This window comes from Pedobacter sp. (assembly GCF_046462515.1).
Classification (GTDB): Bacteria; Bacteroidota; Bacteroidia; order Sphingobacteriales; family Sphingobacteriaceae; genus Pedobacter.
On the sequence record NZ_JBKGVD010000002.1, the window covers coordinates 51049 to 76927 of the forward strand.

Genomic DNA, 25879 nt, shown 5'->3' on the forward strand with positions numbered 1-25879 from the left:
TTTAAAAATCAGAAACAATGAAAAAAGCAATGTTACTGGTGTGTACGGCAATTATGCTTGCCGTTGCACCATCCGCTAAAGCACAATTTGTAGTAACTGACCCCGGTAATCTTATCTCCGGCATTCTCAACAGTGCAAACGAAATCGTGCAGACCTCATCCACCGTATCGAATGTGGTTAAGAATTTCAATGAGGTAAAAAAGGTGTATGACCAAGGCAAAGAGTATTACGACAAACTGAAAGCCGTAAACAACCTGGTTAAAGATGCCCGCAAGGTACAGCAGACCGTTTTGCTGGTGGGCGATGTGTCCGAAATGTACGTGAAGAATTTCGGCAAGATGATGAACGACCCCAATTTCACCCCACAGGAATTGACGGCAATTGCTAATGGTTATTCTACGCTTCTGAATGAAAGTACCGAGTTGCTGAAAGAGTTGAAACAAATCGTTACCTCGACCGGGCTTTCCTTAAATGATAAGGAGCGTATGGATATAATCGACAAAGTGTACAAAGAGGTTAAGGACTACCATAACCTTGTACGCTATTACACCAATAAAAATATTTCTGTAAGCATTTTGAGGGCGAAGAAACAGAACAACACCAAGCGTGTGCTGGAACTGTACGGAACCGCAGAACAAAAATATTGGTAAGCTATGGAATGGAATAACCTTCACGAAATGCTGCGCAGCCTGTACGATGAAATGATGCCATTGACGGCAGACATGGCTGCAATAGCCAAAGGAATTGCCGGATTGGGCGCACTGTTCTACGTTGCGCTGAAAGTGTGGCAGGCGTTGAGCCGGGCAGAACCCATAGACGTGTTCCCTTTGCTCCGTCCGTTCGCCATCGGGCTTTGCATTATGTTTTTTCCCACGATGGTTTTAGGAACCATCAATGCGGTAATGTCTCCCGTAGTAAAAGGCACGCACTCCATGCTCGAAGGGCAGGTACTTGACCTGAACAAGCTACAACAGCAAAAAGACCAGTTGGAGCGGGAAGCCATGCTTCGCAATCCCGAAACCGCTTACCTCGTAAGCGACGAGGAATTTGATAAGAAGCTGGACGAATTGGGCTGGTCGCCGTCCGATTTGGCTACCATGACGGGAATGTATCTCGACAGGCAAGCCTATAAAATGGAGAAAGCCATAAAGGAGTGGTTTCGTGACCTGCTGGAGATACTCTTTCAGGCAGCGGCATTGGTCATAGATACGATACGGACGTTCTTCCTCATCGTACTGTCTATATTGGGGCCGATAGCCTTTGCGATAAGCGTTTGGGACGGTTTTCAGTCCACGCTCACGCAATGGCTAACCCGATATATCAGCGTTTATCTGTGGCTGCCCATATCCGATATGTTCAGTTCCATACTGGCGAAAATACAATCGCTCATACTGGAGCGGGATATTGAAATGCTGGCAGACCCTACTTACATCCCCGATACTTCCAATACCGTGTATATCATTTTTATGCTGATAGGCATAGTGGGCTACTTCACTATCCCAACGGTGGCGGGCTGGGTAATACAGGCAGGCGGTGCAGGAAACTTTATGCGTAACGTAAACTCTACGGCTGCAAAAACAGGAAATCTTGCCGGAGCCGGAACGGGAGCCGCAGTGGGCAACATTGGCGGCAGGCTATTGAACAAAAATTAATCATCGTAAAAATGGAATTTAAAACATTAAGAAACATCGAAAACAGTTTTAGACAGATAAGACTGTACGCTATTGTTTTTGCCATTCTCTGCATTGCAGTGGTAGGATATGCCCTTTGGCAGTCCTACCGCTTTGCGGAGTTACAAAGACAAAAGATTTATGTATTGGATAACGGCAAATCATTGATGCTTGCTTTATCACAGGATGCCAGCATTAACCGACCAGTGGAAGCCCGTGAACACGTTAGGCGTTTCCATGAATTGTTTTTTACGCTCGCACCCGATAAGAATGCTATCGAAAGCAATATGAAGCGGGCTTTTAATCTCGCAGATAAATCGGCTTTTGATTACTACAAAGACCTTTCGGAAAAGGGCTATTACAACCGTATCATTTCGGGCAACGTACAACAGCGCATCGAAGTAGATAGTGTCGTCTGCAATTTCGATACCTATCCTTATGCGGTTCGTACCTACGCCAAGCAATTCATCATCCGTTCAAGCAATGTAACCAGGCGCAGCCTTGTTACCTCTTGCTACCTCGTGAACTCCGTCCGTTCGGACAACAATCCGCAGGGCTTCAACATCGAAAAATTTGCCGTGCTGGAAAACAAAGACATGGAGGTTATCGAACGCTAAAACCAATTTTATGGAAGCATTATCAGATTTAAACACGTTCGCCAAAATCCTTACCGACAAAGGATATAACGGCTATTTCCATACGCAGGGGGCATATCCCGGAAAGCTCAAAGATAGCATAGGCGAATACCTCGAAAGTTGTCGTAAAGGAACAGAGGGCGCACCTAAGCCCGTACTGTTGGTTACGGGCTACCTGCAATGGGCAGGTGAAGACAAGCCCCATGTGGAATGCAGTATGTGGGTCAAGTACCTGAACGGAAAATTCTTCCTCTCAAAAATGGAGGTTTCAAGAAAAGACCAATACGGGCAATTATTGAAGCATTCGGAACTCACAAATCTATCAGTGGTTACCGCTCCCAAAGTAAGGGAGGCAATCGCTTTGGTGAGTGATGCGCCTAAGCAAAGAGTTGTTCCCAAAAGCAAAGGTTTCAGGCACTAAAAACAGTCAAGGAATGAAAAAGTTACGAACAAAAATCAGCAAGTGGTTTGACAGGCTCGATGACAGGTGGCGGGAGTTGCCCATAAAAAAACAGCACCGCTATACGCTATTGCTTTTCGCTGGCTATGTGTTGTTGTCCATTATAGTAATAGCAAAAGTCTGCTATGATGTTGGCGCAAGCGATAGCAAGCTGAAAATAGAGCATATCGAAAACCCGCTTATCAAACAAAACAAGTCCCCGGTATCGCCGCAGGACAGTATTTCAAAAATCCTAAAAAATAAGATGTATGAAAGATAATGAAAACAAAAAAGTGAGTATTCTGGTCGAAGATGACGACCTGAATAACCAGCAGGATGCACCGAAAGACGGTGCGCAGAACAAAGCCGAAAAGCTAAAAAAGCCAATCATTTTTGTCCTTATGGGCGTGGTATTTCTCGGCTGTATGTATTTAATCTTCAAACCATCTTCCGACAAGAAAAAGGCGGTAGATATAGGTTTGAATGATGCCGTACCACAGGCTACCGATGCCGGAATGCAATCGGATAAGCAAAAAGCGTATGAACAGGAAATGCTGGAACAGAAAGAACAGGAAAAACGCAATGCGCTTATGTCCCTTTCCGATTACTGGAGCGAAGACAGTGCCGCCGACAAGAAAGCTGCTAATCCGGATGAGGTTAACGAAGACGGATCTGCTTACGGAGGTGGTATGCCTGCTAAGGGCAATCCGGCTTTGAGCAGTTATCGCAATGCCCAAAGTACTTTAGGTTCATTTTACGACAACAACGATTATCAAACGCAGGAACTCCGCAAACAGGTTGATGAACTGAAAGAGAAACTGGCGGAAAAGGATGTACCCGCTACAACGACCGTGCAAGACCAAATGGCATTGATGGAGAAGTCGTACCAAATGGCGGCAAAGTACTTGCCAACAAATACAGTTCCACAATCCAATAAAGTAGATACAACGGTTCCGGTAAAGGGTGGCGGTACGCAAAAAGAACATTTTGTAGCGTTCTCACCTGTGAGGAAAACTGCGGTGTCTGCATTGTACCGTGAGCCGACAGACAGTGCTTTTCTTGCCAACTGGAACGAAACCCGTAACAGGGGATTTTATACAGCCGGAACCAGTAAGCAGGTACAGCAGCCCAAAAACAGCATCAGGGCGATAGTACAGGAAACGCAGACTGTAACCGATGAAAGTGGTGTGCGCTTGCGTTTGATGGAAACTGCGAAAACGCCCGGTCGTACTATTCCGGCGGGAACGGTGCTAACAGCAAATGCAAAGTTTGCAGGCGGTAGGTTACAGTTGAAAATAACGTCCATTGAATTTGAGGGCAATATTATCCCTATGGAAATAACCGTGTACGATTTGGACGGACAACAAGGCTTATATGTGCCTTATTCGCCTGAAGTAAATGCCTTAACGGAAATAGCCTCCAACATGAGCCAGACGTCCGGCACGTCCATTATGATGACCCGCTCTGCAGGGCAGCAGGCGGCAGGCGACCTTTCCCGTGGCGTGGTGCAGGGTATATCGGGCTACTTCTCTAAAAAACTAAGAACACCGAAAGTTACCGTTAAAGCCGGTCATCAACTTTTCCTTGTTTCAAAAAACTAATGTTCAACACTAAAAATCAGCAATAAAATGAAAGCAATATTTAAAAGTCTTTTGGCAATGGCTTGTTTAATAGCCTTTACTGCCAATACCAATGCGCAGCAGGTTGCATCTAATACAAGCAAATTAAGCATGGGTAAAGTAGAACCTTACGAAATGCAGGTAACGTACAATAAGACCTCCCATTTGATTTTTCCGGCAGCCATCCGGTATGTGGATTTGGGCAGTGAATACCTGATTGCAGGTAAGGCAGATGATGCCGAAAACGTGCTGCGTATAAAGGCTACCGTTAAAGATTTTAAAGAAGAAACCAATTTTTCTGTAATTACCGATGATGGTCGTTTCTACAACTTCAATGTTTTTTACAGTGCTTATCCAACCACCCTGAATTATGATTTACTGACGATGCAAAAAGCATCAGACAGGGAAAACGGTAACGATGTGCTGTTTGAGGAATTGGGGAGCAATTCGCCATCGCTGGCCGGGTTGCTCATGGAAACCATTTATAAAAAGGACAAAAGGATTGTAAAGCATATAGCCTCCAAAAGTTACGGCGTACAGTTTCTACTGAAAGGCATCTATGTACACAACGGCAAATTTTATTTTCATACAGAGTTGCGCAATACAAGCAACGTTCCGTTTGCTATTGACTTTGTGAATTTCAAAGTAGTAGATAAGAAAGTGGCGAAGCGTACCGTAGTGCAGGAAAAGCCAATGACCCCGTTGCGTATGTATAAACCGCTTACCGAAATTGCGGGCAATACGACTGACCAAAACGTCTTCCTACTCGACCAGTTCACCATTACCGATGATAAGGTATTGGTAATTGAAATCTTTGAAAAGAATGGCGGCAGGCAGCAAGCCTTACAGGTCGAAAATTCCGACCTCGTACACGCCAAGCTGGTAAACGCTATGCACCTAAAGATTAAGTAACCAAAACAGAAAAAACAATGACAAAATACATTTTTGCTGTAATGCTTGCGGTGTTGAGCATTACAGCAACGCAAGCACAACGAATGACACCCGGACAAAAAGGACTGGAAGTAAACGCCGGATTGTTATCTAAGAAAGTAAAGGATAATTACTTTTTGAATTTGACCCTTACTGTAAATAGCAGAGCTGGAAACTATTGGATTTGGGGTGCAGAATATACCCACCAATTTGCCGATTACAGGACTGTACAAATACCTCTTGAAACCTATACGGGTGAAATGGGGTACAGCCTCCAGCTTTTAGGCGATGCAAGAAAGACTACAAACCTTAATGCGGGGCTTACTGCTGTTGCCGGGTACGAAACCATTAACCGGAGTGATGCAACGCTCTATGATGGCTCTAAAGTCCTCGACAAAGACAATTTTATTTACGGAGCCGGAGGGCGTTTGTCTTTGGAAACATACCTGTCCGACAGGTTTGTGCTGCTCCTGCAAGGTCGTACCAAAGTATTATGGGGTACAGATTTAAAACAGTTCCGCCCATCAGCAGGCATTGGGCTAAGGTTTAACTTTTAAAAAGAATAACAATGAAACGATTTTTGAATAGAAATAAATTTTTGTGGCTGCTTCTCCTGGTCTTTACAAGTGCCGCCGTGTTATCGTCCTGTAATAAGGAGGAACTCGACATACAGCAGAACTATCCGTTTGAGGTCAAAGTGATGCCAGTTCCGGGAGATGTGGCAAACGGGCAGACTGTTGAAATAAGGTTTACCATTGAACGGAGTGGTAATTTCAACGATGCAAAATACTTTATCCGCTATTTCCAATATGACGGGCAAGGCGCATTGCGATATTACAGCGAACCGCCGTATATGCCTAATGATTTGTACCAATTGCCAGCGACACAGTTCCGGCTGTATTACACCTCACAATCTGCCGTATCGCAGTCGTTTGATGTATGGATAAGCGACAATTTCGGGAACGAAAAGCAGATAAGTTTTCAATTTAATAATAAAGACTAAGCGAACGGCTATACCAATCGGAAAATAGAAGTCGTCTGACCTAAAAAGTCGGACGACTTTTTTATTGCAGTTCTTAATTTGTGCCGTTATAAGCTGTGACTGCTAAAATATTCTGCTGCTATTTCACTAATTCCAACACTGACATATTTCCTGTCTTTGCTCAATGCTTTTACGGCGGTTATTATCTCATCAGGGTCGGCGAATTTCAATATATAGCCCGATACACCAGCTTTCAGCATAGTTCTAACACTTTCCTCTGCATCATCGGTACTTGATATTAATAGCTTTAAATCGGGATGTTTTTCGAGTAACAATTTTGCTGCCGCAAAATCTTCTTCGACGATGCACACATCGGGCAGCTCGCCGTCTTCATCTATTTTCATTAATGCTTTTTCGCTGTCACTCACTTGAAATTGTACAATATAGCCAGCATTTTCAAGTTGATTTATGGAAGTATATCCCAGATGTTCGTTGTTATCTATAATGGCTATGCGAATTGCTTTTTCATTACTGTTCATAATCTTGCAATATTATTTGTTACGTTTAATCCGTCCCCACCAGCTTTTATTTGTAGATGGAGGGGTTGGCTTTGTCCTTTCTTCTTTTTGTATATCTCTGATTTCATGAGCGGTCAGCCAATCATGAAAATGTTGGACATCATTGGGGCAAAAGTGTACTATCTTCCCGTTTTTAAGTGATATGGTAAAAATGCCACTGGCAACTGCAAAAGCCGATAATTCGGAGGCAGAAAATTGAAAGGCAAGGTAGGTATTGTTTGCAGTGTCCATAATATCCGTTTTAGTATTGGAAGCCTGCAACAAAAAGAGGCGCAGGCAACCACACTTACCGATACTAAGGCACTGGTACGCCTAATCCCGAATAAGCGAGCGCCCACGCCATAGCATGAGCGTTCTTACTTATTATCTCGGGATTTTTAAAAATTACCAGTTTTTAGTATCGAGATTTAAAGCAAAAACACTTTAAATTTTTTATATCTTCAATAGCAAATATACTAAAAAATCACCCCTATTTAAGTATAGATGTAATTAATACGATTATTAGACTTCCCATAGCCAATTTCCTGTAATTAAATTTTTAATTTTGCACTATGAGTGATTTGCAACAGATAACAGAATTTAAGTCATCGCCTGAATTAGTGGAGCAACTGTATAAGCACAGTATACAAAAGACTTATAAAGCGGGTGATATTATTTTAAACGAAAATGCACACATTCGTTCTATTCCGATTGTAGCGAAAGGAACTTTAAAAGTGATCCGAACAGAAGAAGATGGAAAAGAAATTTTGCTGTACTATATTAAAGCGGGTGAAAGTTGTATTATGTCTTTTTTGGGTGGACTGCACAACGAAATAAGCAAAGTAAGAGCCGAGGTGGAAGAAGATGCTGAAATTCTGTTTTTGCCTGTTGATAAAGTATCATTATTTATCAAAGAATATCCCCAATGGTTGGATTATATTTTCCGTTTATACCACAAACGGTTTGAAGAGTTATTGGAAATCGTAAATGCCATTTCCTTTAAAAAAGTGGACGAAAGAATGCTGAATTTGCTGGATAAAAAAGTAGCACTTACAGGAAACAAAACACTGAACATTACCCACGAACAAGTAGCCTCCGAATTGGGAACAGCAAGAGCAGTTGTTTCCCGCCTGCTAAAACAGTTGGAAGAAAACGGAAAAGTAAAATTGGGCAGAAACAAAATAACCCTTATGTGACCAAAGTAGCTGTACAGTTTTTGGAGTTGGTGCATTTTTGCAGCAGAAATTTCAGAAACTTATGGATATAGCAGGTTATTTAGCATCAATTTTAATAGGTATTTCATTAGGGCTAATCGGGGGTGGCGGCAGCATTCTTACCGTTCCTGTTTTAGTCTATTTATTTCATATAGATGCAGTTTTAGCAACCGCCTATTCTCTTTTCATTGTTGGAACTACCAGCGTTGTAGGCTCATTCTCTTATTTCAAAAAAGGGTTGGTTAACTTTAGAACGGCTGTTGCATTTGGCATCCCGTCTATTATAGCCGTTTTTTTAACAAGGGCTTTTATTGTTCCCGCCATACCGCAGGAAATTTTTAGCATCGGCAGTTTTATCATTACCAAAAACATTTTCTTGATGTTGCTTTTTGCTGTATTGATGTTTTTTGCGTCTTACAGTATGATAAAAAAGTGTAAAGGAGAAGATTGCCTGCCTTCCAAAACAGCCCCTAAGCGCACTTCATTAGTTATTATCCAAGGATTATTTGTGGGTATAGTTACCGGGCTTATCGGTGCAGGTGGCGGTTTTTTAATAATCCCTGCCCTGGTTAATCTGCTACATTTAGATATTAAGAAAGCAATCGGAACCTCACTGGTCATTATTGCGGTCAATTCACTTTTTGGATTTGCTGTATCGGCTACACATCTAACGGTTGAATGGATTTTTCTTCTCAAAATTTTGGCACTGGCTATTATCGGGGTGCTGATAGGAAGCTTTATCTCTAAAAAAATTGATGGTAAAAAATTGAAACCTGCTTTCGGTTGGTTTGTGCTGTCAATGGGTATTTACATTATGATCAAAGAAATCATTGTGAAATAAAATCCCTTATGTGACTAAAGTAGCTGTACAGGAAAATCAATCTTCAGAAATTTGTAACAAATAATATAACCCACTACAGCGGGCAATGTCAACTGTCCTTTTTCAATTCAAAAATTATGTCACAAACACATTTTTACGAAGTAAACATCAAATGGAAAGATGGCAGAACAGGCGAACTGTCATCGCCGGTATTAAACAAAACTATTGAATGCGCTACACCACCGGAATTTCCTAATGGCGTTCCCGGTGTATGGTCGCCAGAACATCTTTTTGTAGCAGCTATTAACAGTTGCTATATGGCAACCTTCCTGGCAATTGCTTCTAATTTTAAAGTAGAAATCGAAAACTTTAGTTGTAAAACAATTGCCAGATTGGAAATGGTAGAAGGAAAATACCTCATCACGCAGGCAGAAATGTTTCCGGTAATAAAATTGATTAATCCCGGAACCGATATGGATAAGGCCATGCGTGTTGCCGAAAAAGCAAAAGCTGGCTGTTTAGTAACCAACTCAATGAAAACAGAAATTACATTAACGCCTGAAATTGCCTAATGTGACAAAAGTAGCTGTACCGAAAAACCAATATTCGGAAATTCGCAGTATCAAATCATAAACAAGAAAAATTTGGATAATGAAAATAGAACAAATTTATACAGGCTGCCTGGCACAAGGTGCATATTATATTACTTCCAATGGTGAAGCTGCCATTATTGACCCATTACGTGAAACGCAACCGTATTTAGACCGTTTGGAAAAAGATGATGTGAAGCTCAAATACATTTTTGAAACGCATTTTCACGCTGATTTTGTAAGCGGACACGTTGATCTGAGTAAAAAAACAAATGCATCAATTGTTTACGGGCCTACGGCAAAGCCAGAGTTTGAAGCCATCGTAGCAGAAGACAATCAGATTTTTGAATTGGGCAACGTGAAAATTAAAGTATTGCATACCCCGGGGCATACAATGGAAAGCTCCTGTTTTTTGTTGATTGACGAAAATGGCAATGAAACAGCATTGTTTAGTGGCGATACACTTTTTCTTGGCGATGTAGGCAGACCGGATCTGGCACAAAAGGCGGCAAACCTCACACAGGAAGAATTGGCAGGTTTGCTTTATGACAGTTTGTATCATAAGATTTTACCACTATCGGATGATATCACTGTTTATCCGGCACACGGTGCAGGTTCGGCTTGCGGAAAAAATATGATGAAAGAAACGGTTGATAGCCTTGGTAATCAGAAAAGTATCAACTATGCGCTAAACCAGCCGGATAAAGAAAGTTTTATCAAAGCCGTTACTGATGGATTATTACCACCACCTGCTTATTTCGGTATGAACGTAGCCATGAATAAAAAAGGTTATGACAGTTTTGAAGAAGTGTTGAGCCACGGAATGAAAGCACTCTCGGCAGAAGAATTTGAAGCGGCGGCAGAAAATACAGGAGCATTGATTTTAGACACACGAAGCGATAAGGATTTTGCCAAAGGCTTTATTCCGAAATCTATCAATATAGGTTTGAAAGGCGATTTTGCACCTTGGGTGGGTGCGATGATTGTTGACGTGAAACAACCGATTTTGTTGGTTACCGACAACGGTACGGAAGAAGAAGCCGTAACACGATTGAGCCGTGTTGGTTTTGACAATGTACTGGGACATTTAAAAGATGGTTTTGAAACCTGGATAAAAGCAGCAAAAGAAACTGACATCATAAATCGGATTACGGCCGACCAATTTTCAAAAGATTATTATGACAACAGCAAGGTCATTGATGTTCGCAAAGAAAGCGAATATACGGCAGAGCACGTTGAAGATGCTTACAGCAAACCATTGGCATATATCAATGATTGGGTTAAAGAACTCAACCCGAAAGAGCATTTTTACCTGCATTGTGCAGGCGGCTACCGCAGTATGATAGCTGCGAGTATTTTACAGGCAAGAGGATACAGAAACTTTACGGAAGTAGAGGGTGGTTTTAACGCCATTGCACAGACCAGTATTCCTAAAACCGATTTTGTATGTCAAAGTAAAATGTTGAGCTAATTTATATCACCATAACAACAATAGCAATGTTTGGAATTTTCAAAAATATGTTCTCGTCAACAGACAATACCCAACTATCAGAAGCGATAAAAGAAGGTGCTTTTTTAGTGGATGTTCGCACACCTGCCGAATTTTCGACAGGTAGTGTAAAAGGTGCGGTAAACATACCGCTGGATAAAGTTCAAAGTCAGTTATCCAAATTCAAAAACAAAAAAAGCATCATTGTATTTTGCCGTAGCGGAAACCGCAGCAGCCAGTCAAAAAGTATTCTGGAAAGAAAAGGCATTCAAAATGTAATCAATGGCGGAACCTGGCACAACGTAAATAACTTAGTAAACAACAAATAGATCAGATATGAAAAAGAATATGGGAACAATAGACAAAGCAATTCGCATACTCATTGCGATTGTGATAGGTGTTTTATATTTCACAAATACCATTTCCGGTATAATGGCAATCATCTTGGGTATTTTAGCCATAGCATTTGTGCTTACTTCATTTATGAGCTTTTGCCCTTTATACCTGCCGTTTGGCATCAATACCCTTAAAAAGAAAGAGAAATGAAAAAACATTTTGAAAACTGGAGCTTTATGCGAGTACTGCGGTTAGCATTGGGCATCCTTATTATCGTGCAAAGCGTTATTGCAAAAGATTGGCTTTTTATGGGAGCAGGTATTTTGTTTTCACTGATGCCAATATTGAATATCGGTTGTTGTGGCACATCGGGGTGCACTACGCCTGTTTCAAAAAGCAACAAGAAAGTGGAAGAGGTAAGCTATGAAGAAGTTCGCTAAAAATAATCTGCTCACAATAGTTGGCGTATTTGCAGGGGCATTGGCAGGTTATCTCTATTGGAAAACGGTCGGTTGCAATTCGGGGCAATGTGCTATTACTTCAAATCCTATTAACAGTAGCTTATACGGTTCAGTTATGGGTGGCCTTCTATTCTCAATGTTTCAAAAAAGCAGAAAAAAAACAGCATGACATTTCAGGAAATAATAAATCAGGACAAACCTGTATTGGTGGACTTTTTTGCCACTTGGTGTGGCCCCTGCAAAATGATGTCGCCAATATTGGAAGACGTAAAGCAACGTGTTGGCGAAAATGCAAACATCATAAAAATTGATGTAGACAAAAACCCTCAAGCTGCATCAGCTTATCAGGTACGTGGCGTACCCACGCTTATCTTATTTAAAAACGGGAAACCGCTTTGGCGACAATCGAGCGTTGTGCCCGCAAACGAGTTAGAAAGACTGATTATAGCAAATACATAAACTAAGAATGATAGAATATTTAAAACAGCCCTGGGCTTGGTATATAGCAGGCCCATTAATCGGCTTAACTGTTCCTGCATTGATGATTTTAGGAAATAAATCCTTTGGTATCAGCTCATCTCTACGACACATTTGTGCCTCGTGCGTGCCTGCCAACATTCTGTTTTTTAAATATGACTGGAAAAAAGAAATATGGAATTTACTCTTTGTATTCGGTATATTTCTGGGCGGAGCATTGGCAGTTAGCCTTTTGGCTAATCCCAATCCGGTTGAGGTTAGTCCTAAATTAGCACAAGATTTAGCAGGTTATGGCATTACCCATTTTAATAATCTGGTTCCACAAGACATTATGAGCTGGCAATCGCTGTTTACATTAAGAGGCTTTATAATGATGGTAGGCGGTGGCTTTTTAGTAGGTTTCGGAACTCGCTATGCAGGTGGCTGTACCAGCGGACACGCTATTATGGGATTGTCCAATTTACAACTGCCGTCCCTGATTGCTACCATTAGCTTTATGATGGGCGGTTTCATTATGGCGAACCTGATTTTGCCTTTTATTCTTTCACTTTAAGTAAAACAGAAATTAACTAAAACAAAAATGCAGCAACATATAGATACAGAAAAAGATTTAGCACAAAGAGAGCTGGACGCAATGTGCGTAAATGAAAGCCATTTACAGCACAAATGGTATCATAATTTGAAATACTTAGTTGTCGGAATTTTATTTGGCATTGTGTTCGTAAAAGCCGAAGTCATTAGCTGGTTTCGTATTCAGGAAATGTTTCGTTTGCAATCGTTTCATATGTATGGAATAATAGGAAGTGCCGTTGTAACAGGAATGATTTCCGTTTTTCTGATTAAAAAATTCAACATCAAAACCATTTATGGAGAGCCGATTAAAATTGCACCCAAAGAGTTTAATAAAGGGCAAATCTACGGTGGTTTAATTTTTGGTTTTGGTTGGGCAATTACCGGGGCCTGTCCCGGGCCGTTGTTTGCTCAAATTGGAACAGGGGCAACCGTCATTGCCGTTACGCTTCTGAGTGCTGTTGCAGGGACTTGGGTTTACGGCTATTTCAGAGAAAAGTTGCCGCATTAAATATTGTTATGGGTTAGTTTAAGAAATTGTTGCTAACAACAATAATGTAGGTCTTATTGGGCTTAATCTTGAATACAAAGCTTTACCCAATTTGAAATTTGATATATCTATGTTAGCCGAATATCCTTAACAGCACCACAAGGCTGTACGAAAACAATATCTCTGAACGTTATTCAATCAAATAGAAAATTAGAGACAATATAATGATACATAATTTGCTTGCAGGATTGCCCAAAATACACATTTTTAAAGCTGAAATGCTTTTTATATGGCTATAAACTTATTAGAAAAACAGTTTTGTAAGTTTGCAATAAAAAAAATTTATAAATGTTTAGACATAAGGGTAAAGGTCGGACTTATGCACATAATCTAAAATTAGCTTCCATATTATCAGGCGTTGCTGGCATCGTAAATATTACGGGTGTTTTAGAATTGCATACATTAACAACCAACGTAACAGGACATTTCGCTTATTTTTCTGAAGAACTTATTTTAAGAAATAACAAAATGGCTCTTGCATATTTATTTTACATTCTTTTTTTCTTATTTGGTGCTTTCGTTTCAAGCCTGATTATGGAATTGGTATCAAAATATAAACCACAAACTTCTTATGTGATACCTATATTGATTGAAGTATTCATATTTTTAGCAATTAGTACTTCAGTATTTTTTGTACCAAACGAATATCCCAAATTTTCGATTATATTATCGTCTGCTCTGCTTTTTGCTATGGGATTACAGAATGCATTAGTGACGAGGGTATCTCAATCGGTAGTAAGAACTACGCATTTAACAGGATTGTTTACTGACCTCGGAATTGAACTCTCACAGTTGTTCTTTTATAAAGACCGACCAGCAAAGATGCAGTTAAATAAAAGCATCTTCTTGAAGTTAGCTATTATTAGCTGTTTCTTTTTAGGATGTATCATAGGGGGGCTGGTTTATACGAATTTCAAGTTGCAAACTCTTTTACTCCCGGTGGGATTATTATTTTTTGCGCTGTGGTATGATCGCTTACTCTTTCGATATTATCATCTGAAAAGGAAATTTAGAAATCATCACTAACCACATTTTATTTTATATAATGCTTTTCCAATATCGTTACCAAATCTGATTGTTTATAGATTAATTTGCCTCCTATTTGTATATACGGCAAAATTTGGTCATCACGGTATTGTTGTAAAGTTCGTTTACTGATATGCAGCAGTTTGCAAATATCATCCCCTGACAAATAAATTTCTCCGTTCATTACCGGGCGAAAGTTCTCCAGTATCATTTCCGTTTGGATACGGAGCTGCTCAAACTTTCTTTTATAGTTTGCTATTTCTTCGGCATCGGTATCAAAAAGTTCCATACTCATTTGTTTTGTGTGTGGTATCAGGAGCAAGCAAACGCTGTACATCCGAAAGTTTGTAATAATTTTTTCGGTTCAATTTTGAAAAAGACAAAATCCCTTTGTCTTTGTATGATTGCAGGGTGCGTTTGGTTATGCCAAGCATGAGGCACACCTCCTGATTGTCCAGCCATCTTTCTTCGTTGAAAATGCCTACATAGGCTTTGCTCGCATCTGTGGTACGCTGTAACAGTTCATCCAGCTCTGTGGTCAGTTCTTTAAGAACTGATTTCGGTATTGCTATCACTTCCATAATCTTTTCCTCACTTTTTCATGTTAGGAAAGGAAATTAGGAAAGGTTTTAAGGTGTCTTATAAATGTGGGCGTGTTTGGCGTTGAGTGGTAAGGTTTGGCACAAAAAAATGGTACAAGCCTGTAAAGACCTATACCATTGAATAAAGTAAGTTGTTGATTATCGTGGCTTCTGTACCTCCGTGTTTTTGGTTGCTATTTCCTTCTTCTCTCTTGAATATACCCATAGCGACAATAGCCCGAAAATAATCAAAGCATAAGCTATCCATTTGCCCACACGTTCGATGAACTTTATAGCTAATGATTTTTCATAGCTTGAAAATCCTTCGGCTCCGGTAGGGCTTCGCCTGTAAAATTTCCTGCGGTTAATCCAATAACGTAACGCCAAGCCTGCTACCAAAAATATTATTCCTATGACTAATGATGATACCATAATTCTACCATTTAATTTAACAAAAACTATCCAATCCGTTATAAACAAAAATACAAAATATAAATGTGGGTGACTGCAAGGAACGACCTAAGTGTTACAAGACTGTTTTACTTTTAATGCTAACAGTTTCTCATGCATATCAGCCCAATATGCCTGCCGCTCCTTGTCACTTTCTACTGGAGGGTTGTGTTGATACGTTTTATACCAACTTGCCTGCTGAATAGCTTTTTTAAGATTGGTAACTTCAATGCATTGTCCGTTTTTATCTCTTACTTTCATCGTTGTTCAGTTTAAAAAGCAACCGCCATTGCAGACGGTCGCCCGTAGTTTTTAATTATCGTTTGGGATTATTTTTAATAGCTTCTCACTTCCAAAAAGCAAGTGTATCGCCTGTGTTAAATCAGGGTTGCAATCTTCGCTGTCTGCATACTCAATAAGACAGTGTACAGTAAACAATGAGTTGTGTCCGTCAAAGAAATGGTCTGCAAACCAATTTGGGCGTTTCCATAGTTGGCGGTCGTTTTTCTCAATTGTCTTGTGTGCATTTTCTACAAGTCTGTACCAAAATTCTGCGGTGAAAAACCCTTTTTGATGCCAGCCCTCACGAAAGGCAGTTTCATTTTGCAGAAAGTAACCGCATTGCTTTTCTATTGCGTTTTGAATGCCCTGTAACGCTTCGGGAAACAGTTTGCTTAGTAACGTTCCTTTATCCAGATTGTCCATTTTGTTTAATGCTTTCATATATGTATATTTTTTAAAGCGACCGCCTGCAAAGGCGGTCGCCTGTGATTGATTAATTAAAACTGAAAATATCTGCCCCGTTTTGTGCAAAGGCTGTGCATAAGTCAAAAGCCTTTTGTGTTTTTAGTTGTGCTGTTCCACCCATTACAATGCTTTCCAGCTTCGCTTCCCCACTCTTGTAATTGCGTACATTTTGGTAGTAACCTGTAACGGCGTTATATGCTCCGAACAATGTACCTTTGGTTGTGTCCATTTGTTGTGTGTCGCTAATCATGGCGTACGCAAAAGCATCTTCAACAGTGTTTTTAAACACAGTGGAAATTTCATCGTAGTTACCTTTTTCTAAGTGAGTTAAGGTTTCTTTGTTAGGGCATAATGCCAACTCGATTAGCTTTCTTATTTCTCTGTCCGTTACCCTTACTTTAGCCCATGTGTTGAAAATATCTTGCAACTGGTTGCTTAGAGTGTTAGCCAGCCCCATAACCTTGTGAGCATTTTCTAACCGCTGTTTAGCTCCTGCGGTGTGTTTAATGCGTACAACGTTACTCATGTTGCGAAGTGAAGCATTTAAGGTATTTTGGCAAACGATGCGGATAGGGGTAAATGCTGCGGTAATACTTCCGCTACCGTCATGGCTTGTTGTTAAGAAGATGTATTTTTCTGTAACATCATCACCGTTTCCTACACGGATGTAGTCAGGCAACTTTGCAGTGATAAATATGCGTTCTCCATTACCTAATGCTCCGGCTGTTTCATACAATATGCCATCGCCTCCACCTATAATTGCGTCAAAGAAAGCAAAGGCTTCACGGTTCTGTACGATATGGTAATCCTTGCCCACTACACCCAATACGGCATTGTTGTCGCTTCGGATATTGGCAAAGTAGTTCGGTACGTGGAGTTGATTGTCTGTTATTTCGATACCCTGTGCAGTTTCTATGATGTTTGAGCCGGTGGTGTACAGTGGACTTTTTACTACTTCATAATCCAGCCCTGCGTGTTTTATTGCTTCCTCGCTTGTGGGGTAGTCTTGTACGATTTGTCCTAATCCATGCCATGCTTTTTCTTTTACGCTAAAGAATGAATAACGTCCTGTTCTGTTGTTGAAATTTAGATTGTGTGCCATGATTTTTATTTTTTAATGATTGTTTTGAATTGATTTTTTTTGATTTATTCGGTAATGAGAGGAGGTGCTGTTTCGTTTCCCTATTACCATTTCCAATGCTGTTAATCTTCATACCTGACATTTTTTTTATTCGTCTAAAGAGCCGGAGTATGCTATGTTTCGTTTCACGAGCAGAAAAAGGTTAGTGTTTAGCCGACACAAGGTTTTGGAAAATAAATACTACCCAAAGGGTGGAGATTTTTTTCCAAACTTGCATGACCTTTTGGCGGCGTTAAGAACACGGAAATACCTTTGCTCTTGAAACGGAACAAAACGGCATACTGGCTCTTTGAATAAAAAACCGTGGAAGCAATGAAGATGGCATTGGCAATGGTTCCAGGTGGATGAAAATTCTACTTCCAATTCACAGAATATTCAAACACTGTTTTTCAATGCGTGGTTGTGAAAGCCACATAAAGGGTATTGAAAAATAATTGTGTGGGCTTATGCAGGGTTATTTTTCAATAGGCTTTATCCGAACACCCAACAAAGTTCTTTTAAGTGAAAAGATATGTGTGGAGGGCATTAAATGTGCTTTGGGGTCAGATATGGAAACAAAAAAAGCAGGACGGTAAAATCCTGCTCTTTCATTACGTTACAAACTCTTGCTATATGGCAATTTCCAATTCCTCTTTATCCATAACAATTACAGCATTAGAAATAATTTCCTCCTGCGAAACAGGCTCCGTTTGCATGGCACTAAATGAAACCTCCATTGCCTTTAGGTTTCTTGCAACAATGTCCATATCCATACCTACTTTTTCGTTAAGTATCTTGGCATAGATTTGAGTAGTGGTAATGTTTGTATGCCCCATCATCTTTTGTACGCTTTCAAGTGATGCACCTGCTGTCAGTATCATAGTGGCAAACGTGTGTCGGGCTGTATGGAAAGTAACTTTTTGTTCTGTTACAACTCCTGCGGCTTCCGTGATTTTAAGTACATGAGCATTGCAGGTAGCGTTTGACGGAATAGGGAACACAAACTCGTCCTTAGTTGTACCCAAATACTTTTCAATGATTTTCTTGGGTATTTCCAATAACCTCACATTGGAAGAAACATCGGTTTTCTTTCTGCGGCTGATAATCCATTGGTGTCCGTCAAAGAAATTCTGAATATTGCTCCGTTTCAGTTTTTTGATGTCTGCATAAGAAAGCCCGGTAAAGCAACTGAAAATAAACAGGTCACGTACAAGTTCATACTTTGGTTTGGGAAGACTGCAAAGCATAATCTTTTCTACATCCTCTTTCAGTAAGAACCCCCTGTCGGTTTCTTTCATGGTAATTTCGTAATCCTCGAAAGGGTTATTGCGTATCATACCCTTTTTCATTGCCAGCTCTACCATTCGCAATACAGGCATCGTATAAACCCAAACTGTATTGTGGGTGCATTCCTTGTCTATACGCAGGTAAAAATCAAACTCACGGATAAAGTCAGAGGTAAGCTCTTTGAAAGCCATGTCTGTTCTTAAATAGCGTAGCTGGATAAATTCGGAAAGATGGTTGTACACGACTTTATATTTGTCGTAGGTGCTTTGGGAACGTTCCTTTTTAGCAACCATCTTGGCAAAATCATCGTTGTGGGCTTGGAATACTTTTAGAATAGCTTCTTCCATAACGCCCACGCCTAAAAATGCCAGCTTCAATTTCTGTGCAGAAGCAAAGCCATCGTATTTGAGCAATTCCTCGTAATGCTTGTCAATTCGCAGGCGTACATCATCTAATTTCTTATTGGTGCTTTGTGCTTGGGTACTTTTCCCCAATACACGCCCATGTTTCAAATCCCAATTATCAGGGTGGATTTCCAGCTTGGTGCTGAAAGATGCGGGCTTTCCATCAATTGTGATGCGCCCCATAATAGCAACTGCTCCGTTCTTCTTAGGCTCGTTTTTCTTTAGGTAGAAAAGTAGCTTAAACGTTGACCTTTTCGACTGTTCCATAACTCAATTGTTTAATGTTTAAAATTAAATTTCAATGAGTTACAAGGGAAGATGAAAAGAAGTGCAAAAGACTGAAATATAATCTGTTATATCAGTCGGGGTTGGGCGGTAACCAGTAACGATTTAGTAACCTAACCCTGTCTTTTTAAGCCCAAAAACTAAAGTACAGAGACTTCCAACTTTAGCCCCGAGTTTCATAAACTACTGTGTTTGAACGGACTTCGCCGTTTTGCTTATTTTTGCTTTTATCTAATCTTTTTTTGTAAAAAAATCCGGTTAATTAAAAACCGGATCTTTCTTTTTTTGTTTGCAATTATTTGCTCGCAACAAGTTTTACGTTGATGATAAACTCATCATAGATGAAATTATCGCCAATGTTGCTGAAAATTGATTTTGATTTATACTGGATACCGTATTTAGTTCTGTCTATTTTAATTTTTTCTGCGGTAGCAGTTACAGTTTTATCTGGGTTCCAAGTAATGTTTGCTGGAAAAGTAACAGATTGGGTAACGCCTTTAATGGTTAAATCACCAGTTATATTTACTTTAGCTCCTTTACCTTCTACTTTTTTAATAGCGAAAGATGCAGATGGAAATTTATCTGCCCCGAAAAAATCGTCTGCTTTTAAGTGTTTTTCTAAACTGGCATTTCCGTCGGCGTCTTTAATAGAAGTCATGTTAACTATAAAATTACCTTCTGCTAAATTGGTGCCGTTAAAGCCTAAAGTACCAGAGGTTAAGCTAACTGTACCATTATGAGAACCCGCAAATTTCTTTCCTTCCCAAGTGATGCTTGATTTTGCTACATCAACAGTGTAAGCAGTAGGCTTTGTTGTAAAAGCGAAAAATGCAAAACTAGCTACAAGAGCTAATGCTAAGCTTAAAGAGTTTTTTAATTTCATTTTTTATCAGGATTTTTAGTTTGTGCAAAGCTATTTGTTAGAACGGTTATTTTTATTGATGTATGATATCTTTTTTTAATTATGGTTTAAAGATGATGATAGATTTAAGCTGTTTCCACTAAACTTTTATAAGATTCGTACATTTTTTCTGTGATTAGATAAATATCATGATTGGTTTTTGCAGTAATACGGGCATTAATGCCAATTTCCTGTATAATGCCGGGCTGTGTTAAGCATTGTAAAATCAGACGGTAAAATTCATCTGTAGTATCGGCTATGAGAATATTCTTTTTATGCTGGTATTCTATACCTTCTGCCGCGGCTGTAGTGGCAATGATACATTTTTGCATAGCCATACCTTCAATAATTTTTACACGCATACCTGTACCGGTTAAAATAGGCACAATCATAATTGCCTTGCTGTTTATAAAATCAACGGCATCAAACACTTCACCTTCTACGATAAGATTTTCAGAATCATACTCAAAAAAATCTTTTGGCATATTTTTTCCGGCTATATAAAAGCGGAGTTCGCGATTAAGACTTTCTATATCGGGCCATACTTCATCTAAAAACCAGGCTAATCCTTCCTTATTAGGTCTCCAGTCCATGGCACCTAAATGAAACAAAGTAGGGTACACCGTTTTAGAAGCATCAACCCTATATTTTGTTAGGTCTATCGCTGCCGGAAAAACATCTAATCTGGTTTGACATCCCATCAATACAAATTTCTGTTTATCACGTTGGCTGATTGCAAAAATCTGGTGAAACCGATTTATTTGTTCGGTTTCATATATTTTAAGACGGCGGGCTAAAAATTCGAGGTATTTTTTTCTGGGCCTGAAGTGTTCTTTTATGGCTAACCGCTCCCATATATCATGCTCTATATTGTGTGCACGATAAATTAACCGGGCATGGCTAAGCGCTTTTACCGTATCGAGATAGGGAACAACAAATAGGCCTTCAAATTGTATAATGTCAAATTCTTTTTCACGTAAGATATTTTCCAGCAGTTTTGCGGCTTCTTCGCTATAAAAGCGAGAAACATTGTAAGAATCTGATGAGAAAATGTTGAAGAATGCACCCCATATATTTACCTCTGTATTAATGTGGTAAGAATGGAAATCTATTTTTTCAAAAACAGGATCATAAATATCATCTACATCAATATAATGTTTTGAACTATTAATACTGAATAATGTGATTTCTACATTTTGCTTTAACAAGCCTTTAATTGTATTGTAAACCACAATAGAATATCCGTTATTAGGTGGAAAAGGGACCCTGTTGGTTAGCAAAAGCGCTTTCATAATTACTCTTCTTCAATAAAGTTAATGCTGAGCTGCGGAGAACTAACTTGAAAGGTTTTTCGATGAAATGGCGACATGCCCTGTTCGATTACTATCTTACGATGTGTAATGGTGGGGTAGCCTTTGTTTTTTCTCCATTCATATTCTGGGTGAAGCTTGTCGATTTCGTTCATGTAAGCATCACGGTGCGTTTTAGCTAAAACAGAGGCTGCGGCAATATTTAAATATTTTCCATCACCTTTAATGATGCAACTATGTTGAATATCTGGGTAGCTTTTAAAGCGGTTACCATCAATGATTAAATAACCGGGTTTAATTTTAAGCTGTTCAATGGCCCGGTGCATAGCCAGAAAAGAGGCATTTAAGATATTGATACGGTCAATTTCCTGATGATCTACTACGCCCACAGCCCAAGCAAGGGCCTGCTCTTCAATTAAGGGCCTGAGTGTTTCGCGTTGTTTATGATTGAGTTTTTTTGAATCATCCAGTCCTTCCAGATAAAAATCTTTAGGAAGGATAACAGCAGCCGCAAAAACAGGACCTGCAAGGCAGCCTCTTCCGGCCTCGTCACAACCGGCCTCAATCAGATCTTGTTGGTAACAGTTTAGCAGCATGAATGCAAAATTAATACTTATTTGTATTTGAATATCTAAATAGTGCTTATATACTTGCGTTTTGTCCTTTAACATCAAAGGCATCACGTAAACTAATGGCTACCAGATTAAAGGCATATACGGTAAGCATAATAGCCAAACCTGGTAGAACAGCTAAATAAGCGGCATCCATAATGATGTAGCCATAATGTTCTTTAATCATACCGCCCCAGCTTGGCATTGGTGGCTGGGCGCCAAAACCTAAAAAGCTCAAACCAGTTTCTAATAAGATTGCAGAAGCGAAATTTGCAGAAGCCACCACTAAAATAGGGCCAGCTATATTGGGTAAAATATGTCTTACAATAGTGCGTGAAGTTGAAAAGCCTAAGGCTTTTGAAGCTTCAACAAACTCAACTTGCTTTAAGGCCATCACTTGTCCGCGAACTAAGCGGGCTACATCAACCCATGTAGAAAGGCCAACGGCAATAAATATTTGCCAAAACCCTTTGCCTAATGCAAATGAAATGGCTATAACCAATAAGAGTGAAGGCAAAGACCATATCACGTTCATGAACCAACTTACGGCGGCATCAACCTTTCCTCCAAAATAACCGGCAATGGCACCTAAGCCCACTCCAATAAAGAGAGAGATGATAACAGCCATTAAACCTACAGAAAGCGAAACTCTGATGCCTAAAATAAGGCGGCTCAATAAATCGCGGCCATAAATATCCGTACCTAAATAGAAAGTTTGCTTATAAGTGTTTTCTCCGTTTACTAAAGGATAGGCTTTTTCTTCTGCCTGTTCGTCATCACCAATATACTCGCGGGCATAAACTTTATTCTGGCTAACCCTGTAAGAAGTAATGGGAATACTTTTAAAGTTGGCTTCCTGGCCGAAAAGCATTTTGTTGAAGAAATTAATCTGCTTCACTTTGTCGTTGCGGCTGATGATCAGAAACTCAAACGATCTGCCCGGTTTTTTATTGCTCAGCTGCAGGTGCATGGTGTTGGCATAAGGTGTTTGATCTGGAGTGATCAAATAACCTAAAGTACCTAAGATGACCAAAAGAGAGATAAAAATTAAGCCAGCTACAGCCAGCTTATTGCGCTTAAATTTAATCCAGATTTTTTTTGATGGGCTGTTGCTCATTATTACTTAACCATTCTTCCTTTCCAGTTGTATTTGCCTGAATTTCCGGCGATGCCAATATAAACAATGTAAATTATATGCAAAAGGGTTAAAACCGGCAATAAAACCAGCAGTGCTCTGCGTTTAAAAAAATCGGTTACTTTATAGAGAAAAATAAACTCTGCAACGAATTTAATACCTAACTGAAAGATTAAAAAGGGCAGAGATTCAGGGAAAAATATAGCCAATAAAGCGTTAACGATAATACTTAGGTTAAATAGCCAGATACTCACGCCTAAAATAATCACTGATTTTTCTTTGTATCGGGTACTTTTAGATGCCCACCGCCTGCGTTGTTGTATAAACTCATTTAAATTGGGTTTGGCATGGGTATAAACTATTGCATCTCTGTTTTTTAGAAATCCTATTTTGTTACCATAAAGCGCTGCCATTTTATGCAAAAGCAGTTCATCATCTCCTGATGCCAGATCATCAATACCCCTAAATCCGCCGACTTCAAAAAATGCTTTTTTTTCATAGGCCAAGTTTGCACCATTACAAGTACTTGGATTTTTGTTGCCAATAGTTGATGCCCCCAAACCTATTAAATATGAAAACTCAAGAGATTGAGCATTTTCGAACCAATTCTTTTCTTGAAAATAGGCTACCGGTGAAGAAATCATTTTGAAACCGTTCTCTTCGTAATAATTTACAATGGTTTTTAACCAATCGGGTCCCATACGGCAATCGGCATCGGTGGTAATAATCAATGAGCCTTTGGCCTGTCCTATTGCGGTTTGTATGGCTTTTTTCTTGTATGAATTGGTTAGCTTGTCTTCTTTCAACTGAAGCAGAATAACACCTTTATCCGCATAAGAACTGATGATTGATGGGGTGTTGTCAGTAGAATTATCGTCTATGATAAGCAGCTCAAAGAGGTCTTTGTTATAATTCTGGTCCAGTACATCATTTATGGTAGCGTCAATTTTATCTTCTTCGTTACGTGCCGCAATAATAATAGATACCATTGTATTGCCGGTTTTGGTAGTAGGTCGGTAATATTTAATGCGAATCCAGCCTATAATAAAAAAACAGACCACAAGCACATAAATAACGGCTAAAAAAGCAGAGAAATAATTAATTACGCTGAGTATTTCCAAAGAAATTGAGTTTAAATACAAAATAAGAGCCTAATATAGCAGGAATTATAATATTGATCAGCCAGATACTTGCAATACATGCCACAACTGCTGTATTTTGCTGCGTAACAAACTTAAAGAAAAATAAACCTGTTACGCTTCTTATGCCGATATCAAACAGGTCTAATGAGGGTAGCGATGACTGTACAAAGAATAAAATGGGTACTAACATTAAAATATCTGTAAAGGCAAGTGAAGGTACCAGCCACATAAACATGATGAGATATTGAAACGTGAAAACGATATAACGTATCAGGCAGATCATCAATATTTTAAACAATTCAGTTTTTTTGTAGCGAGCCAGAAAGGCATAAAACCTTTTGTACTTTCGGGTAAATTTTATAGAAAGTAGAATGCCGTTAACCCATTTGATATTGAAATAGAAAACCAAAAAGAATGCGGCAAAAGCAAAGGCCAGTACACATAGTGCAAAGAACAAAATAGGTTCTAAAGTGGTGAAACGATAAACAAAAATGCAAATAGCAATGGCTCCAAATACGTTGGTTAATACCAGTTGACCAATATTACCGACTGTCATGACGACCACACCGGCAATACGCCTTTTGGGTGATAAGAAGAAAACCCGGCCGCCATATTCGCCTAAGCGATTGGGTGTAAAGATAGCCCAGGTTAAACCGCAAAATACAGATTCAATAGCCCGCCATAATGAGATCTGTTCTACCTGAGCAATCAGTCTTTTCCACTTAACGGCCTCTAAGCCCCAATTAATAAGCATGAGTATAAAAACAACACCTAAATACAGGTAAACTTCTGATACAGGGATGCTTTGAATAAGGGCTGCAAACTTTTTAAGGTCATTATTGCTAATCAGTTTGGTATAAATGAACCAAAAAGCAAATGCTACAATAGCTATTTTAAGTAATAAGGAAAAAGATTTTTTAAGGCCTGATGTCAAAATATTAACGTTTGTATGTACAAATATGCTTAATATTGTTTTATGTTGGTTGAAAAAAAGGAACGTATTATCATGGGAATAGACCCCGGTACGGCCATTATGGGTTACGGTGTTATTTTAGAAAAAGGAAATAAAATGGAACTGCTGAGCCTGGGTGTAGTAAGAATGGATTACCTGGATGATCATTTCTTGAAACTGCAACGTATCTTTGAAAAAACAACCGCATTAATTGAACAATACAATCCAGATGCCTTAGCCATTGAAGCGCCATTTTACGGTAAGAATATACAGGTAATGTTAAAATTAGGGCGAGCACAGGGCATAGCTATGGCTGCGGCTTTGGCCAAAAATATACCGGTATGCGAATATGCCCCAAGAAAGGTAAAACAATCTATAACCGGACAAGGAACCGCCAGCAAAGAGCAAGTAGCAGCTATGTTACAACGTCTGCTTAATTTTAAAGAAACTCCTGAATTTTTAGACGCTACAGATGGTTTGGCGGTAGCGGTTTGTCACTCTTTTCAAAAAATTACTTCTGGCGGTAAAAGTAAGACTTATACGGGATGGGAAGCTTTTATGAGTGATAATAAGAAACGGTTAAGGTAAA

37 protein-coding genes are annotated in these 25879 nt (G+C 39.5%); 22 read left to right on the forward strand and 15 right to left on the reverse strand.

The window, feature by feature from the left end; translation table 11 throughout:
- Positions 1-17 precede the first annotated feature (17 nt).
- The 9 genes from ACLHG9_RS00990 to ACLHG9_RS01030 are packed head-to-tail and all read left to right on the forward strand — an operon-like array spanning position 18 to position 6296.
- On the forward strand, positions 18-650 hold the full coding sequence (locus ACLHG9_RS00990; RefSeq protein ID WP_054281008.1) for a DUF4141 domain-containing protein: 633 nt from the start codon (positions 18-20) through the stop codon (positions 648-650).
- A 3-nt stretch (positions 651-653) separates the two neighbouring features.
- The gene (gene traJ / locus ACLHG9_RS00995; protein ID WP_054281009.1) at positions 654-1652 is read left to right on the forward strand and encodes a conjugative transposon protein TraJ; all 999 of its coding nucleotides are present in this window, start codon (positions 654-656) and stop codon (positions 1650-1652) included.
- A gap of 11 nt (positions 1653-1663) precedes the next feature.
- The gene (gene traK / locus ACLHG9_RS01000; protein ID WP_054281010.1) at positions 1664-2287 is read left to right on the forward strand and encodes a conjugative transposon protein TraK; all 624 of its coding nucleotides are present in this window, start codon (positions 1664-1666) and stop codon (positions 2285-2287) included.
- A 10-nt stretch (positions 2288-2297) separates the two neighbouring features.
- Positions 2298-2726 carry a hypothetical protein gene (locus ACLHG9_RS01005; protein WP_054281011.1) on the forward strand — a complete coding sequence of 143 codons (429 nt, stop codon included), beginning with the start codon at positions 2298-2300 and terminating at the stop codon, positions 2724-2726.
- 13 nt (positions 2727-2739) lie between these two features.
- The gene (locus tag ACLHG9_RS01010) at positions 2740-3024 is read left to right on the forward strand and encodes a nitrogen regulatory IIA protein (protein ID WP_054281012.1); all 285 of its coding nucleotides are present in this window, start codon (positions 2740-2742) and stop codon (positions 3022-3024) included.
- The gene (traM, locus tag ACLHG9_RS01015; protein ID WP_054281013.1) at positions 3014-4345 is read left to right on the forward strand and encodes a conjugative transposon protein TraM; all 1332 of its coding nucleotides are present in this window, start codon (positions 3014-3016) and stop codon (positions 4343-4345) included. Before ACLHG9_RS01010 ends, traM begins: the two co-directional genes overlap by 11 nt.
- A 27-nt stretch (positions 4346-4372) precedes the next feature.
- Entirely contained in the window at positions 4373-5275 is a 903-nt protein-coding gene (gene traN, locus ACLHG9_RS01020) for a conjugative transposon protein TraN (RefSeq protein WP_054281014.1), read from the forward strand.
- 17 nt (positions 5276-5292) lie between these two features.
- Positions 5293-5850 (forward strand): conjugal transfer protein TraO, encoded by a 558-nt coding sequence (locus ACLHG9_RS01025; RefSeq protein ID WP_054281015.1) that lies wholly within the window; start codon positions 5293-5295, stop codon positions 5848-5850.
- Positions 5851-5861: 11 nt separating this feature from the next.
- Positions 5862-6296, forward strand: a complete 435-nt coding sequence (locus ACLHG9_RS01030; protein WP_054281016.1) for a DUF3872 domain-containing protein — start codon at positions 5862-5864, stop codon at positions 6294-6296.
- 86 nt (positions 6297-6382) lie between these two features.
- Here the strand turns inward: ACLHG9_RS01030 and ACLHG9_RS01035 are convergent, their stop codons facing one another.
- Together ACLHG9_RS01035 and ACLHG9_RS01040 are read right to left on the reverse strand one after the other, a co-directional pair.
- The gene (locus tag ACLHG9_RS01035; protein WP_054281017.1) at positions 6383-6814 is read right to left on the reverse strand and encodes a response regulator; all 432 of its coding nucleotides are present in this window, start codon (positions 6812-6814) and stop codon (positions 6383-6385) included.
- Between the two features lie 12 nt (positions 6815-6826).
- The gene (locus ACLHG9_RS01040) at positions 6827-7084 is read right to left on the reverse strand and encodes a hypothetical protein (protein ID WP_054281018.1); all 258 of its coding nucleotides are present in this window, start codon (positions 7082-7084) and stop codon (positions 6827-6829) included.
- 320 nt (positions 7085-7404) lie between these two features.
- Between ACLHG9_RS01040 and ACLHG9_RS01045 the strand changes: the two genes are divergently transcribed.
- The 12 genes from ACLHG9_RS01045 to ACLHG9_RS01100 all read left to right on the forward strand — a co-directional run bounded on the left by ACLHG9_RS01045 (position 7405) and on the right by ACLHG9_RS01100 (position 14365).
- Positions 7405-8028 (forward strand): Crp/Fnr family transcriptional regulator, encoded by a 624-nt coding sequence (locus ACLHG9_RS01045; protein WP_054281019.1) that lies wholly within the window; start codon positions 7405-7407, stop codon positions 8026-8028.
- Between the two features lie 61 nt (positions 8029-8089).
- On the forward strand, positions 8090-8887 hold the full coding sequence (locus tag ACLHG9_RS01050; protein ID WP_054281262.1) for a sulfite exporter TauE/SafE family protein: 798 nt from the start codon (positions 8090-8092) through the stop codon (positions 8885-8887).
- 116 nt (positions 8888-9003) lie between these two features.
- Positions 9004-9438 carry an OsmC family protein gene (locus ACLHG9_RS01055; RefSeq protein ID WP_054281020.1) on the forward strand — a complete coding sequence of 145 codons (435 nt, stop codon included), beginning with the start codon at positions 9004-9006 and terminating at the stop codon, positions 9436-9438.
- A gap of 79 nt (positions 9439-9517) precedes the next feature.
- Positions 9518-10927 (forward strand): MBL fold metallo-hydrolase, encoded by a 1410-nt coding sequence (locus tag ACLHG9_RS01060; protein WP_054281021.1) that lies wholly within the window; start codon positions 9518-9520, stop codon positions 10925-10927.
- Between the two features lie 26 nt (positions 10928-10953).
- Entirely contained in the window at positions 10954-11274 is a 321-nt protein-coding gene (locus tag ACLHG9_RS01065) for a rhodanese-like domain-containing protein (RefSeq protein WP_054281022.1), read from the forward strand.
- A 7-nt stretch (positions 11275-11281) separates the two neighbouring features.
- Positions 11282-11491 carry a DUF2892 domain-containing protein gene (locus ACLHG9_RS01070; protein WP_072188815.1) on the forward strand — a complete coding sequence of 70 codons (210 nt, stop codon included), beginning with the start codon at positions 11282-11284 and terminating at the stop codon, positions 11489-11491.
- Positions 11488-11721 carry a hypothetical protein gene (locus ACLHG9_RS01075; protein WP_054281024.1) on the forward strand — a complete coding sequence of 78 codons (234 nt, stop codon included), beginning with the start codon at positions 11488-11490 and terminating at the stop codon, positions 11719-11721. Before ACLHG9_RS01070 ends, ACLHG9_RS01075 begins: the two co-directional genes overlap by 4 nt.
- Positions 11705-11911 (forward strand): DUF6132 family protein, encoded by a 207-nt coding sequence (locus ACLHG9_RS01080; protein ID WP_054281025.1) that lies wholly within the window; start codon positions 11705-11707, stop codon positions 11909-11911. The genes ACLHG9_RS01075 and ACLHG9_RS01080 overlap by 17 nt, the downstream gene beginning before the upstream one ends.
- The gene (gene trxA, locus ACLHG9_RS01085) at positions 11908-12201 is read left to right on the forward strand and encodes a thioredoxin (RefSeq protein ID WP_054281026.1); all 294 of its coding nucleotides are present in this window, start codon (positions 11908-11910) and stop codon (positions 12199-12201) included. Before ACLHG9_RS01080 ends, trxA begins: the two co-directional genes overlap by 4 nt.
- A 7-nt stretch (positions 12202-12208) precedes the next feature.
- A complete protein-coding gene (locus ACLHG9_RS01090; RefSeq protein ID WP_054281027.1) occupies positions 12209-12772 on the forward strand; it encodes a YeeE/YedE family protein in 564 nt (187 codons plus the stop codon).
- 27 nt (positions 12773-12799) lie between these two features.
- Positions 12800-13300: a DUF6691 family protein gene (locus ACLHG9_RS01095; RefSeq protein ID WP_054281028.1), complete on the forward strand. Its 501-nt coding sequence runs from the start codon at positions 12800-12802 to the stop codon at positions 13298-13300.
- Positions 13301-13627: 327 nt separating this feature from the next.
- Complete coding sequence (locus tag ACLHG9_RS01100; RefSeq protein ID WP_054281029.1) at positions 13628-14365, forward strand: YoaK family protein; 738 nt, start codon at positions 13628-13630, stop codon at positions 14363-14365.
- A 7-nt stretch (positions 14366-14372) separates the two neighbouring features.
- On the opposite strand, the gene ACLHG9_RS01105 is transcribed toward ACLHG9_RS01100, so the two are convergent.
- From ACLHG9_RS01105 to ACLHG9_RS01165, 13 genes are all read right to left on the reverse strand, one after another.
- Positions 14373-14654: a helix-turn-helix domain-containing protein gene (locus ACLHG9_RS01105; protein WP_054281263.1), complete on the reverse strand. Its 282-nt coding sequence runs from the start codon at positions 14652-14654 to the stop codon at positions 14373-14375.
- Positions 14641-14946 (reverse strand): helix-turn-helix domain-containing protein, encoded by a 306-nt coding sequence (locus ACLHG9_RS01110; protein WP_054281030.1) that lies wholly within the window; start codon positions 14944-14946, stop codon positions 14641-14643. Before ACLHG9_RS01110 ends, ACLHG9_RS01105 begins: the two co-directional genes overlap by 14 nt.
- A 159-nt stretch (positions 14947-15105) precedes the next feature.
- Entirely contained in the window at positions 15106-15378 is a 273-nt protein-coding gene (locus tag ACLHG9_RS01115; RefSeq protein ID WP_054281264.1) for a hypothetical protein, read from the reverse strand.
- Positions 15379-15465: 87 nt separating this feature from the next.
- Positions 15466-15657 carry a hypothetical protein gene (locus tag ACLHG9_RS01120; RefSeq protein WP_054281031.1) on the reverse strand — a complete coding sequence of 64 codons (192 nt, stop codon included), beginning with the start codon at positions 15655-15657 and terminating at the stop codon, positions 15466-15468.
- Positions 15658-15708: 51 nt separating this feature from the next.
- The gene (locus ACLHG9_RS01125) at positions 15709-16119 is read right to left on the reverse strand and encodes a hypothetical protein (protein WP_054281032.1); all 411 of its coding nucleotides are present in this window, start codon (positions 16117-16119) and stop codon (positions 15709-15711) included.
- A 52-nt stretch (positions 16120-16171) separates the two neighbouring features.
- The gene (locus tag ACLHG9_RS01130; protein WP_054281033.1) at positions 16172-17245 is read right to left on the reverse strand and encodes a DUF932 domain-containing protein; all 1074 of its coding nucleotides are present in this window, start codon (positions 17243-17245) and stop codon (positions 16172-16174) included.
- A gap of 647 nt (positions 17246-17892) precedes the next feature.
- On the reverse strand, positions 17893-19221 hold the full coding sequence (locus ACLHG9_RS01135) for a site-specific integrase (protein WP_078794938.1): 1329 nt from the start codon (positions 19219-19221) through the stop codon (positions 17893-17895).
- Positions 19222-19534: 313 nt separating this feature from the next.
- Entirely contained in the window at positions 19535-20122 is a 588-nt protein-coding gene (locus ACLHG9_RS01140; protein WP_410219706.1) for a YceI family protein, read from the reverse strand.
- Between the two features lie 104 nt (positions 20123-20226).
- Positions 20227-21432 (reverse strand): glycosyltransferase, encoded by a 1206-nt coding sequence (locus ACLHG9_RS01145; protein ID WP_410219707.1) that lies wholly within the window; start codon positions 21430-21432, stop codon positions 20227-20229.
- A gap of 2 nt (positions 21433-21434) precedes the next feature.
- A complete protein-coding gene (locus tag ACLHG9_RS01150) occupies positions 21435-22046 on the reverse strand; it encodes a ribonuclease HII (RefSeq protein WP_410219708.1) in 612 nt (203 codons plus the stop codon).
- Positions 22047-22092: 46 nt separating this feature from the next.
- Positions 22093-23178 carry an ABC transporter permease gene (locus tag ACLHG9_RS01155; protein ID WP_410219709.1) on the reverse strand — a complete coding sequence of 362 codons (1086 nt, stop codon included), beginning with the start codon at positions 23176-23178 and terminating at the stop codon, positions 22093-22095.
- A gap of 2 nt (positions 23179-23180) precedes the next feature.
- Positions 23181-24317, reverse strand: a complete 1137-nt coding sequence (locus tag ACLHG9_RS01160; RefSeq protein WP_410219710.1) for a glycosyltransferase family 2 protein — start codon at positions 24315-24317, stop codon at positions 23181-23183.
- Positions 24295-25272: a hypothetical protein gene (locus tag ACLHG9_RS01165; RefSeq protein WP_410219711.1), complete on the reverse strand. Its 978-nt coding sequence runs from the start codon at positions 25270-25272 to the stop codon at positions 24295-24297. The genes ACLHG9_RS01160 and ACLHG9_RS01165 overlap by 23 nt, the downstream gene beginning before the upstream one ends.
- 42 nt (positions 25273-25314) lie before the next feature.
- Here ACLHG9_RS01165 and ruvC point away from each other — a divergent pair, with 42 nt between their 5' ends.
- Positions 25315-25878, forward strand: coding sequence for a crossover junction endodeoxyribonuclease RuvC (ruvC, locus tag ACLHG9_RS01170; protein WP_410219712.1), 564 nt, complete (start codon positions 25315-25317; stop codon positions 25876-25878).
- Position 25879 lies beyond the last annotated feature (1 nt).